Genomic DNA, 13,367 nt, shown 5'->3' with positions numbered 1-13,367 from the left:
TACCTTCCCTATTCTTATAGACAAACTATTTCTGAGACGTATTGTAAGATTTGTTAAAAAATCTTAAAAAAACCGGTATATCAGTAGATTTTAGTAAATTGCGTCATTCATTCAATTCAGATTTAGCAAATTGTAGCCAGAACGTTCATTTCTGGTTTTTGTGGATCACAGCTTCAATTATTTGTGAAAGAGAAAATTAATACAGAAAAATTACCCCTTCACATTGCAGTTATTATGGATGGCAATGGGCGATGGGCCAAAAAGCAAGGGGCAATGCGTGTATTTGGGCATAGAAATGCTGTCAAAGCCGTGCGGGATACAACAGAAGCCTGTGCCGAGCTAGGTATTAAGTACCTTACCTTATATGCATTCTCAACAGAAAACTGGTCTCGTCCTCAAGCTGAAGTGAATGCCTTAATGGAGTTGTTAGTTTCCACGATAAGGTCTGAAACAGAAACGCTGATGAAAAACAATGTGCGTTTACTTGCCATTGGAGACATTCAGAATTTACCCAAAAATTGTCAAAAAGAATTAGCTGAGGCTATTGAGATCACCAGTAAAAATACAGGTCTCTCTTTAGTTTTAGCACTAAGTTATAGTGGTCGCTGGGAGATCACAGAGGCAATCAAGCAAATTTCAACCAAAGTTGCCTCTGGAGAATTATCTGTTAATGAAATTACAGACCAAGTAATTAGCCAGCACCTAACCACCAAAAATATACCTGATCCTGAGTTACTCATTCGTACCAGTGGAGAAATGCGTATCAGTAACTTTCTTTTATGGCAGATTGCCTATACAGAAATATTCATTTGTGATACTCTCTGGCCAGATTTCAGAAGAGAACATCTGTATGAAGCAATATTAGCATATCAGCAAAGAGAGCGTCGTTTTGGAAAGATCAGCGAGCAAGTCAATGCTTGATTGACTTATATATAGTTACTGTCCCTAAAACAGACATAACCAAAATTAATTCGAGCTGACCTTTAAATACTCAACATACTCATATTTATACATAATACACCTCGCAACAGACCGAACGAGCCAAAGATTACTATATACAATCATGCGTAAAATTATTCTTCTGTTTTTCTCCTGCTGCTTTGCTGTAACTGCCTATTCGCAGATAGCCCCTTCAGGAAGTAGTACATCTAATAATGTCGATATTAACTATAATAGACCAAAAGAATATGAAATCGCAGAAATCACAGTAACAGGTATCCAGTTTCTGGACCCTAATTCTATGATATCCGTTTCTGGTCTTAAAGTTGGTGATCGCATTACTGTACCTGGTGATGATATCAGTTCAGCTATCCGGAAAATATGGGCATTAAGTCTGGTCGGAGACGTTGATATTAAAGCAACAAAAATTGAAGGTGACAAGATATGGTTAAATATCCATCTAACAGAACGAGCAAGGTTAGCAAAGTTCTCTTTTAGAGGAATACGCAAAGGAGAAAGTGATGCATTAACAGATAAAATCAAACTGATTAAAGGAAAGATCGTTACAGATGCACTTATCAAAAACACACAACTGGCAGTTCGTAAGTATTTTGTAGATAAAGGCTTCATGAACACTGTGGTGAAAGTAAATCAGGTGCGTGATACTAGCCTTCCGGGAAATTCTGTAACGCTCATTTTCAATGTTGATAAAAAACGTAAAGTAAAGATCCACGAAATTGAATTTGATGGAAATTCTATCTTCTCAGATGCTAAACTTCATAAAAAATTAAAAAAGACAAAAGAGAAAAAGATCTACCACATCTTTACCCCATCTAAATACATTGCATCTCAATATGAGGAAGATAAAGATAAGTTAGCCAAGTTCTATAGTGCCAATGGTTATCGTGATTTTCGAATTATCTCAGATACGGTGTTTGCGCATAATAGCAAAACCATTAACATTCACATGAAGATAGAAGAAGGAAAGAAATACTACTATCGAAATATATACTGGGAAGGCAACTATTTATATTCCAATGAACAACTTGCAAGCATTCTTAAGATCAAAAAAGGCGACGTATATAATGTAGAAGAACTGGAGAAACGCCTTACATTTAACCCAACTGGAGAAGACATTACATCTTTGTATATGGATTATGGGTATTTGTTCTTTAATATTCAACCTGAAGAAATTTCTGTGGTTAATGACTCTGTGGATGTATTGCTTCATATAAATGAAGGAGAACAAGCTACCATTAACAAAGTAACACTAGCAGGAAATACCCAAACCAGTGACTATGTAGTATTACGCGAACTTCGTACAATTCCTGGGCAGAAGTTCAGTCGCCGGAATATTTTACGAACACAGCAAGAACTAGGTGCACTGCAATTCTTCGATCCTCAGAAGATCACTCCAAACATTCAACCTAACCAATCTGATGGAACTGTAGATATTGAATGGCAAGTTGAAGAAAAGCCAAGTGATCAGATCCAGTTGTCCGGTGGCTGGGGAGGTGCCGTTGGATTTGTAGGTACTGTAGGCTTGACATTCAATAACTTCTCCAGTAGAAAGGTATTTGATCGTCAGGCGTGGCGACCTGTACCAAAAGGAGATGGACAACGTTTATCCTTACAGGTACAAGCCAATGGAAAATCGTTTCAGAACTATTCTGTCTCGTTCAGTGAGCCATGGTTTGGAGGTAAAAAGCCGAATACATTAAGTTTTAGTGTTTCACACTCTATTAATAGTAACAACTTTGGTAAAACACTTCAGAACTACTATGCAAGATTAGGAACCTCAGACGGATCTTATCGGGCATTACAGATCACCTCATTTACAGTAGGTCTGGCTAAAAGATTAAAAGTACCAGATGATTTCTTCTCATTGAGTACATCATTGTCTTATTTGATTTACAATAACATTAACCGATACAGCCAAACCTATTATGGAACAAATTTCCCTAGTGGTGTATCACACAACGTAACGTTTAATGCAACATTATCCCGTAGCAGCATCAGTGATTTCCAATATCCTCGTAGTGGGTCTTCAATCTCTTTAAGTGCTACATTCACTCCACCATGGACAACATTGGGAGTATCTAGTGAAAACAGTCGTCTGGTGGAGTATCACAAGTGGATGTTTGACTCACAGTGGAACATCAGCCTGATAGGTAAACTGGTATTGCATACACGTGCTCACATGGGCTTTATCGGGCGCTATCGTTCAGATGTAGGTTATACACCATTTGAACGTTTCGTATTGGGAGGTTCTGGTATGGTAGGTATGCAAGGTGGTGGATTCCTGTTAGGTCGTGATATCATTCCGCTCCGTGGTTATGATGAACAAAAAGTAGGACCATTAAATAGCAGTGGAAATGCAACAGGAGGTATTGTTTACAACAAATATGTAACTGAACTTCGCTACCCTGTAACAACAAGCCAGACAGCTACCATTTACATGCTTGGATTTATGGAAGCTGGTAACAACTGGGGATCATACAAAGAGTTTAATCCATTTAACCTGCGTCGTACAGTTGGAGTAGGTGCAAGAATATTTATGCCAGCGTTTGGATTAATTGGAATAGACTTTGGACAGGGTCTTGATCCTATTCCAGGTGTGTCAAACAACGGCTTAAAAACATTTATATTCTCTATCGGACAACAGATCCGTTAATACGGACCATAGAAAGTATTTGACTGCGGTCAAAGACTTTCTATGATAAAACACCAGTTAAAGTAGAATAAAAATACGCTGTTAACGTTAGTTAATTCGATAAATAAGCGTAAATATCCGTTTAAAGCGTATGCAAAAAATAATATTTGGTCTCATATTTGCACTATTGGTTGCATCAGATGTACTGGCACAAAAGTTTGGTTACATTGATACTGATTATATCTTAAGTAAAATGCCAGATGCTCAGAAAGTACAAGGTGAACTAGACGCTGCATCAACCAAATGGGAAAAAGAGATAAAAGATCGTCAGATGGAGATAGATAAAATGGAACAGGATTATCGGGCAGAAGAAGTCCTGTTGACAGATGCCATGCGGCAGGAAAGAAAACAATCCATTGAGAATAAACGAAAAGAGGCAATGGATTATAATAAGAAAGTATATGGCCCCGAAGGATTATTATATCTGAAAAAGAAAGAACTAATGACACCTCTTCGGGACAAAATATTTGAGGCAGTCAATAAAGTTGTGAAAACCCGAAAACTGGAATTCATGTTTGACAAAGCAGCAGATCTCATAATGATCTATGCAGACCCTCGCCACGATTATTCAGATTATGTGTTGGAAGAACTAGGGCTAGGAGATAAAGACGATAACCCCAACAAGAAAAAATAGGTCAGATAGTAATTACAATATGCCAAACCAGCAAATAATCTTTATTTATACTAAACGCTAAACCTAAAATTAGTTATTACCCTTTCACTCAATTTTAATTTATTTCCAATGAAAAAAACATTCATTATTCTTGCTTCGATGTTGTTGGCACTGGGAGGAAGCATCATCACTCAGGCACAAAACCTTAAGATTGGCTACGTTGATTCTCAATCTGTACTGGAAAAGCTGGACGAAGTAAAAGCAGCCAATGCTCAGTTACGTGAATTTGCAGCGATTAAAGATAAAGAATTGAAAAAAGATGCAGACGACTTTCAGGCAAAAGTAAAAGATGCAGAAGATAAGTTTCAATCTATGACACCTCAGATGCAGGCAGCTACACAGAAAGAGTTGCAAGCCTTACAAGAAAAAATTCAGATTAAGCAACAATCTGCACAAAGTGAAATTTCAAATAAAGAAAAACAATTATTTGAGCCTATTCAAAAACGCATTCAAGATGCTATCAAACAAATTGCAACAGATGGTAGCTATACATATGTGTTAGATAAGCAAGTATTATTTCACTCTCCTGCTACTGATGATTTATCGGATGAGGTAGTAAAGAAACTTCAAGCTACTAAACCACAAGCTGCAACTACTCCAGCTACAACAAAGCCTGCTACTACACCAGCAACCACTAAACCAACTACAACACCTAAAAAATAAGCCAGGTATTGAAGAAGGACCTAAAGAGTGAAAGATCTCTTTAAACAAAAACCACAAGATTTATTCTAATAATCTTGTGGTTTTTTTATTTTTACAAGAATGAGCAACAAATACACTTATAAATATGTTTCAGATAGACTAGACCTAACTCTTCTTTAGTCGCTTGAATGGATAGATTTTACTATGGCTTACAAATCAGAGCAACAATCCGCAGCCAAGCCTTCACTGCCAGGCCTCTTTACACATCGTAAAGATCCCTATCAGTTTATGCTCTATCTGGGATTTGGAGGGAGTAGTCTGATTTTTTTGTTATTTGTAGTATTATATATCATTCGTAAAGGCACACCAGGCTGGCTGAGTTTTAATATACCATCAATCTTCTGGATTAGTACAAGCCTTATTATTTTAAGTAGTATCACACTCCATCTAGCAAACAAAGCATTTATTCAAGATCGCTTTACTTATTACAAATGGTTACTGGCAGCAACACTTGATTTAGGTATTCTCTTTATTATTACTCAGATAATAGGCTGGCAAACATTACTGCAAGAAGGTATTGTTATCCATAAAAGTACTGCTGGCGCTTTTTTATATATTATATCAGGACTTCACTTACTACATGTTTTGGGTGGACTGGTCTTTCTAAGTATCTTATTAATCCAGGCTCTCAAACGGACTACCTATATTGATAGTTTTATTTATAGCGTCAATCCTCCCAATCAATTCCGCTTACTCCTCATTAGTCAATACTGGCATTTTGTTGACATTCTATGGGTACTACTTTTCATCTTCTTTTTGTATCAGCAGTATTTCTGAAAATCTATCTATTTTGAAATAACCGGATAAGGAGTTAATATTGTTGTTATTTACATAGTTCTCTCAACATCTTTATGTTAGCTTGTTTTCTTTTTATCAATTTTTTTTCCCTCTTTGTATTAATAACTAACAAGCTAGAGATCAAATCGTTTCGCATATCTTTTCTAATTACAACCATATTCTGGTCCACACAACTGGTTGTTGTTACTGAAGTCGTTAATCTGTTTCATTCCATAACATTAAACAGTCTCTTGTCATACTGGATTAGTTCTTCTATCTTATTTCTAGTTATATCCAGAAAAACATTTTCACCTTTATTCTTCAGATACAAGACCTATTTAGTAGCTTCTGTTAGTACACTCAGTACTTTCGAGAAGATACTTATACTATTTGTGTGTGGGTTATTATTTTCACTATTTGTAATAGGTCTAATAGTACCACCTAATACTTGGGATTCTATGACTTATCATATGGCTCGGGTTATGCACTGGGTTCAAAATAAAAGTATAGATCATTATCCTTCACATGTATTAAGGCAGCACTATCAACCTCCATTTACTGAATATATTATTCTTCATTTGCAAATCCTGAATGGAACTGATAGGTGGGCAAATCTGGTACAACTTTTCTTCTTTACCAATATATTATTAATAGTATCTTTAATTACAAAAGAACTGGGAGGGAATAAACAGGTACAAATAGTAAGTATTTTCTTAACCGCAACTATTCCAATGGCAGTATTAGAAGCCAACAGTACCCAAAATGATCTGGTAAATTCGTGTTGGGTACTTGCTAGTGTTTATTTTCTAATAAGATTACTTAAAGATAAAGAAACCGCCATTTATTTACCCATTATCTGTACTGCTTTATCAATAGGTTTGGCAGTATTTACTAAATCAATTTCTTATATATGGCTATTTCCATTTTGCCTGGGAGCTGGAATCTATTTAGTATTTGTTTGCAGGAAATTTTTACGACTAACTATATTAATAGGAACTATACTTACATCTATTCTATTTCTCAATGCAGGACATTTTTATCGGAACTATAAAATATATAAACATATATTGGGAGGCACACAGGAAGAACGGCAAGCCTACACAAATGCATCCCACACCCTTCCTAAATTGTTGTCGAACATTATCCGTAACATAGCCCTACACCTTCGTACAGACTTTTCATATTGGAATCGACTAGTCAGAGTAGTAACATTAAAGATTCACCAATGGCTTAATCTTACTATACATGAACCTAGTATCACTTATGCTGGTAGTGGGCAATTGCGAAGTTATGATAACTGGCTTGCATTTGATGAAGATACGGCTGGTAATTTTTTCCATTTCCAATTAATAGTTTTTACCTGCATTCTTATACTTGTCAATTTAAAAAAATATTCTTCTATAATTTTTAGGTACTATTTACTTGCTTGCATTTTAGGTTTCCTCTTATTTTGTATTTACCTACGTTGGCAAGAATGGCATGTTCGCTTACACCTTCCACTATTTATACTTTTCATGCCTATAAGTGCAATTATGCTCTACAACAGGGAAAAAATTATAAATTTTATAACTCCTGTTTTTTTGATTTTTTCTATCTTTTGCCTGCTATTTAATACTCATAAACCTGTATTACCACTAAAATTGAATAACTATGTTACCATATGGAACCAAAAACGTCTTAATTTATATAACAATTCGGCAACACAGTTAATAGAACTAGCGGATTATATTGTTAAAGATAGCACTCATAGAGTAGGATTAATTCTCAATGCAGATGATGGCGATTATCTATATTGGGTATTCTTAAAAAATAAATCTAAGTCTATATCAATAAATCATATAAACGTTACCAATCCATCTGGCAAAATTAAATGTTTCAATGTGATACCTCAATATATAATAGCATCTACAGATGTTGGTAAAAGTGTTACAACAGAATATGGTGTATACCAGAAAGTAAAGAATATTGGATTTTCTCATATTTACAAATTACCCAAGTGATTATAGTACGATTAAATGGAGGATTAGGAAATCAGTTATTTCAGTATGCATTAGGAAAAGCACTGTCAATATTACACCAGGCCCCTCTTAAATTAGATATTACCTGGTATAAAAAAGGAATCCGACAATATGAATTAAAATATTTTGATATAAACGAAAATATTGCAACTGAGGATGATATTTCAGCAACTACACGCATAACTCAAAGCTGGAAAAATCGCCTAGATAGGAATCTCATACAACCTCTACTACCCTATTACAAGAAGCATATTGTTGAAGAAAAACAATTCAACTTTGACCCTAATATTCTAAAAGTAAATTCATCAGCTTATCTAAATGGTTATTGGCAGAATGAAAAATACTTTAAGAGTATTGAAGCACAGCTTCGAAAAGATTTACGGTTTAAAGAACCATTAGATGAACAAAATCGTATATACTCCAATTTGATTAGTCAAAAGACTGCGATAAGCCTACATGTACGGCGTGGTGATTACGTATCGAATTCTGAGTATCAGCAGATATTCGGAACATGTGATATTGATTATTACAAGAAAGCTATCAGTTGGATTGCAGATAGGGTAATAGATCCTCACTTCTTCCTTTTTTCAGACGATATTCCATGGATTATCGAGAATCTAGATATACCATTTCCCTTTACTATTATTGATCATAACAAAGGAGATAAAAGCTATAGAGATATGCAGTTGATGAGTTTATGCAAACATCATATAATTGCTAACAGTACATTTAGCTGGTGGGGGGCATGGCTAAATCCAAGCAAAGAAAAAAAAATTATTGCCCCTAAGAAATGGACAAATGTAGATCATGAAAGATCGAATTATATAATACCTGCAAATTGGCACAAAATCTGAGAAATAGATTAATCATTATTTATCAATAAGCGATTTCCTCAGAATGCTGAATTTTAAATATTTATATATACCACCTGATATACAAAAAAATGCAGTTAGATAAAGTCATCACGCTTGCCAACAAAAAAGTTCGTTTAAAATTTTTGGCATTAGAAAGATCACTTCGTCAAAGCGGATGTAACCTTCCCATTTGGGTGATTCCTTATGATGATAACAAGTTTGAGCTGCCAGAAAACTCTATTTGGTGGGAAGATAAGTCTTTTTTCCAATGGCTGGATAGTAATAATGCACATCGACTGACAAGAAAGTACCTGTGTTTAACAGAAAAAAACTACCATTTCTTAGATACAGACATCGTAGCCTTAAAAAACCCTCAAGACATATTAATTCCTTATAATGGATTTGTAGCTTCCTGTGGACATTGGCATAGTCAGGAACAAACTTTTACCCCCGACTCTTTACAAATATTAAAAGCTAAATCCACTTCATGGCAAAGAGACTGCTTCAATTCGGGTCAGTTTGCATGTGATGAAGCAATTTATACGATTGAAACATTAAAAGAAGCATGTGTAAGGCCAGAGAGTATAAGCACATGTATAACATTCAAAGATACAAAGCATGAACAGCCTGGTTTCAATTTACTGGTCAATATTTCTCCTATATCCATCTATAATCTAAGTTTTCCTCCTGCTCTCATAGAATCCACATGGGCTGGAGACTATCCCCATGAATATTTGCCATACTGGAAAAATGAGACTTCAAAGCCCTATATTATTCACTGGGCAGGCCTGAGAGTAGATGGATCTCGCCCAATTGATGATTTATTTTTTAAGTATCTAACCCAAGAAGAGAAGCAAGAATGGTTTGACATGCTACCCAAACCAATGAAAAAACCATCTTTTATAAGAAAACAAGCCTATTTTGTCAAGAAGTTTTTAACATCTTAAATATACTTTTATTTTGACAACATTTCTTTCGGTTGTTATTACAACCTATAATAGAGCAGGTTACTTACAAAAAGTACTATATTCCCTTAAAGACCAAACATTACCGCAGGAAAAATATGAGGTCATTGTAATTGATAATGCATCTACAGATCAAACAAAAGAGATTACCAATCAATACCAAAACCAGATTACTAATCTCTTATATGTTTACGAAGGAGTACCAAGTTTGACAAAAGCAAGAAACACAGGCTGGCAAAAGGCAAGAGGTAACTATATATTCTATATTGATGATGATGCTATTGCACATGCAGATTGGCTGGCGTCTATATATACAGCATGTATAGATCAATCTAAAGATATACTTGGAGGAAAAGTTATTCCTATCTGGGAATCTCCTCGCCCGTCATGGCTTCACGATAAGCTTCTAGGTGCATTATCTATTGTTGATTATTCTTCGACCCCTCAGTTCCTTACCAAGAAGTATCCATTTGGAGTAAATATGGGATTTAGAAAGGAATTATTAGAACGAACAGGAGGATTCAATTCAAAGCTAGGCAGAAAAGGCACTAAATTATTGTCTGGTGAAGAAACGGCTCTTATAAAACAACTTCAAAAAAAAGGATGTACTGTGTATTATGATCCGGCTATTTGTGTCTATCATCATATTCAGGAAGTTCGATTACATCAAAGCTGGTTTACACAACGTTACTATTGGGGTGGCTACTCAGATGCTCTTATGTGGAGAATATTGGAAAAACCAACACCCTTTCGATGGGTAAAACAATTGTGTACATCTATATATAGTTTCCTACGTAATCCATCTCATATTTTTTATATTAGAAAAGAAACGAATAACCCGGAAGTATTCTGGTTCAAATGTATAGTGTATGCACGGATAGGCTATATTCGCGGACTATTTGACTTCAGTAAAAACTAATAGCTTGAAAACACCCGTATTATTAATAATTTTCAATCGTCCGGAAAGCTCAAATCAGGTATTTCAGGCGATTCGCAAAGCAAAGCCAAAGGAACTGTTTATAGCCGCAGATGGTCCCAGATCTGATCGGATTAATGAAGCTGAATTATGTCAGCAGACACGTGCAATAGTCAATCAGGTGGACTGGGATTGTGAAGTAAAGACGTTATTCAGAGATGAAAATTTAGGATGTGGCTTGGGGCCTTCATCTGCCATATCATGGTTTTTTGAACATGTCGAAAAAGGTATTATTCTGGAAGATGATTGTTTACCAAATCCCTCTTTTTTTACATTTTGTGAATATCTTCTGGAATATTATGCCGATAATCTGAATATTGGACAAATTACTGGCTGTAACTTTCAACATGGTCAGCAAAGGGGTCCTGCATCCTATTATTATTCAAAATACTTTCTTATTTGGGGATGGGCTACATGGAGAAATAGATGGAAGGAATATAGTTTTACTATTGAACACGCAGATTCAATAATACAAAACAAAATTATTGATCAAAAAAGCGCAACACAAATAGAAAAAGATTTTTGGTATAGAAAACTTGAAACACTCAGAGATGGGCAAAGAAAAGATGCATGGGATTATCAGTGGATGTTTGCTAACTGGTACTTAGACAGATTGTCAATAGTTCCTAATACAAATTTGATATCCAATATCGGTTTTACAGAAACAGCTACTCATACAACTAAAGTTGATGCACAGATTTCGTATCTTCCAACAGACTCTCTACAACTAATCACTCATCCATCTGTTATAGAAGAAGATAAAAAGGCAGATTATTATACGTTTCATAAATCCAAGTTTTTTCCAATTCCTACCTGGAAAGATAAATTACGTTGGACGCTAAAAAAAATATTGCCTTCAAAAGCAAAGAACGCATTAAAACAAGTGACTAAATGAAGATTGGATTCGCGGTACATTTCTTTGATTTTCGTAATGATGTCAGAAAAGTTATTCAACTTGTAAATCAACAACATGAAGTAGTACTATTTGTAAGAAAAGCCGATGAAGAGATTATTCGGCAGCATGCTGGCAATGCAGAGATACGAATAGTAGATGAACATAAAAATAGCTTTATCAATAAGATATGGGATAATTTATTCCGTTTCTTTGGAAAGCTCCCCAAAAGTCGTCAGAACTTTTACCTAATGGAGTATTTTAAGATTTCATTAAGCGAAAAAGAAAATGTGCAACAAAAAGCTTATTCGAGACTTAATCTGAGTATGAAACTCCCTCGATTTCTAAGCTATGATACTTATCTGAAAAATATCCGCTACAAACGAAATACTGAGATTGATGACATTGATCAGTTTATCTGCTTTACAGATATTAGTGATAGCTACTTTTTCTCACGTCTGATCCAGGAAAACAAAAAAGTTAAGGTGTATGTATACAGCTGGGATCACCCTTGTAAACATGTAAAATACTCAGACCAGGTACGTTATCTGGTGTGGCATGAAGGATTAAAGCAAGATCTGATTGATTTGCAGAATATAGAACCGGCCAAGATTCACATTTCGGGATCGTCTCAGTTTGCCTATGTCTATGAGTTTCTGCAACAATCACCTGCACCAAGTCCTTATGACTTTAACTATATCTACTTTGGTTGTGCAATTGGCATCCCAGCGTTAACAGTCAAAGAAATCCAGGTTATTGAGCAGATAAGTCGCTGGCTCCAGGAAATACAATCGCCTCTGAAGCTAGTAGTTCGCCCCTACCCTGTTTTGACTAACTGGAGTTATTACGAAAATCTGAAACAATTACCGAATGTAGTGCTGGATGATCAGTTTCGTTCTAAGAACCTCTCTGTTGGGGAAGAACAGATTTATGAGAAATATAATAAGATTACACATGCAGAGGCATTTATCCATTTAGGGACTACTATGGGACTTGAAGCATGCTTCATTGACACACCTTCTGTAATCCTGGACTTCCCTGAATTTTCAGGTGGAGGTATCTTATCTCTTTCTAACTTTGTTCATCAGTTTCAGAATGATAAGTATCTAATGAGCATGAATGCACCCAACATTATACACTCTGCAGAAGAATTTAAGGACTTTGTTCAAAAACTTCAAACGAACAAACAAGACTTGCTTGCCTATAACAAGCAGGTAGTAAAGCAGATTAAACTTAAAAGTTTTGGGGAATTCGCTCAGGATCTGGTAGCAGGTTAATCTATCAGCGTTTGGTATTTTCTCATACAATACACATGATCACATCCATTAAAATATTTCTTGTTGCATTCTGGAATTACGTATTCAACCGATGGATTATGTTTATTCCTTTTCATAACATACGCATGTTTTTCATCCGACGTATGCTTTTGAAAGTTGGAAAGAAAAGTAATGCACTAATGGGGTTGGAAATTCGTAAAGGAAAAAATATCTCCATTGGTGATCATTGTGTGATTAACAGAAATGTACTTTTGGATGGCAGAGGAGGTAAACTTAGTATTGGAAATAACGTAGATATTGCACAGGAAACCAATATCTGGACACTGGAACATGATGTGCATGATGATTATCATCGGGATAAAGGAGGGTCTGTAACCATTGAAGATCATGTCTGGATTGCTTCACGTGTCACCATTCTACCTGGAATCACAATCGGCAAAGGGGCTGTCGTAGCGTCAGGTAGTGTAGTCACGAAAGATGTCCCATCTATGAGTATTGTAGGAGGTATACCAGCCAAGGTTATTGGACAACGTAACAGCAAATTACTGTATCAATTGCATCACCAACCCTGGTTTCAATAA

At 35.6% G+C, this 13,367-nt stretch carries 12 protein-coding genes; all 12 read left to right on the top strand.

All coding sequences use genetic code 11. The features are described 5' to 3' along the window. Window positions 1–183: 183 nt before the first annotated feature. The 12 genes from QNI15_RS18025 to QNI15_RS17970 all read left to right on the top strand — a co-directional run bounded on the left by QNI15_RS18025 (window position 184) and on the right by QNI15_RS17970 (window position 13,367). Complete coding sequence (locus tag QNI15_RS18025; RefSeq protein ID WP_313997301.1) at window positions 184–921, top strand: isoprenyl transferase; 738 nt, start codon at window positions 184–186, stop codon at window positions 919–921. A 142-nt stretch (window positions 922–1,063) separates the two neighbouring features. Beyond that, window positions 1,064–3,613 (top strand): outer membrane protein assembly factor BamA, encoded by a 2,550-nt coding sequence (gene bamA, locus QNI15_RS18020; protein WP_313997299.1) that lies wholly within the window; start codon window positions 1,064–1,066, stop codon window positions 3,611–3,613. A gap of 130 nt (window positions 3,614–3,743) precedes the next feature. Beyond that, complete coding sequence (locus QNI15_RS18015) at window positions 3,744–4,286, top strand: OmpH family outer membrane protein (protein WP_313997297.1); 543 nt, start codon at window positions 3,744–3,746, stop codon at window positions 4,284–4,286. A 108-nt stretch (window positions 4,287–4,394) separates the two neighbouring features. Next, entirely contained in the window at window positions 4,395–4,988 is a 594-nt protein-coding gene (locus tag QNI15_RS18010) for an OmpH family outer membrane protein (RefSeq protein ID WP_313997295.1), read from the top strand. 183 nt (window positions 4,989–5,171) lie between these two features. Further along, window positions 5,172–5,804, top strand: a complete 633-nt coding sequence (locus tag QNI15_RS18005) for a cytochrome c oxidase subunit 3 (protein ID WP_313997293.1) — start codon at window positions 5,172–5,174, stop codon at window positions 5,802–5,804. A 458-nt stretch (window positions 5,805–6,262) separates the two neighbouring features. After that, window positions 6,263–7,804, top strand: coding sequence for an ArnT family glycosyltransferase (locus QNI15_RS18000; protein WP_313997291.1), 1,542 nt, complete (start codon window positions 6,263–6,265; stop codon window positions 7,802–7,804). After that, window positions 7,801–8,676 (top strand): alpha-1,2-fucosyltransferase, encoded by an 876-nt coding sequence (locus QNI15_RS17995; RefSeq protein WP_313997288.1) that lies wholly within the window; start codon window positions 7,801–7,803, stop codon window positions 8,674–8,676. The genes QNI15_RS18000 and QNI15_RS17995 overlap by 4 nt, the downstream gene beginning before the upstream one ends. An 89-nt stretch (window positions 8,677–8,765) precedes the next feature. Continuing rightward, window positions 8,766–9,623 carry a hypothetical protein gene (locus tag QNI15_RS17990; protein ID WP_313997286.1) on the top strand — a complete coding sequence of 286 codons (858 nt, stop codon included), beginning with the start codon at window positions 8,766–8,768 and terminating at the stop codon, window positions 9,621–9,623. Between the two features lie 13 nt (window positions 9,624–9,636). Next, window positions 9,637–10,560, top strand: coding sequence for a glycosyltransferase (locus QNI15_RS17985; protein WP_313997284.1), 924 nt, complete (start codon window positions 9,637–9,639; stop codon window positions 10,558–10,560). 4 nt (window positions 10,561–10,564) lie between these two features. Further along, on the top strand, window positions 10,565–11,512 hold the full coding sequence (locus QNI15_RS17980) for a nucleotide-diphospho-sugar transferase (RefSeq protein WP_313997282.1): 948 nt from the start codon (window positions 10,565–10,567) through the stop codon (window positions 11,510–11,512). Further along, complete coding sequence (locus QNI15_RS17975; protein ID WP_314032872.1) at window positions 11,509–12,786, top strand: hypothetical protein; 1,278 nt, start codon at window positions 11,509–11,511, stop codon at window positions 12,784–12,786. The genes QNI15_RS17980 and QNI15_RS17975 overlap by 4 nt, the downstream gene beginning before the upstream one ends. 35 nt (window positions 12,787–12,821) lie before the next feature. Continuing rightward, entirely contained in the window at window positions 12,822–13,367 is a 546-nt protein-coding gene (locus QNI15_RS17970) for an acyltransferase (protein ID WP_313997278.1), read from the top strand.

It is taken from the genome of Xanthocytophaga flava (assembly GCF_030068545.1).
GTDB lineage: Bacteria > Bacteroidota > Bacteroidia > Cytophagales > 172606-1 > Xanthocytophaga > Xanthocytophaga flava.
The sequence above is the reverse complement of the archived record's forward strand: the minus strand, read 5'-3'. Positions and strand labels throughout refer to the sequence as shown.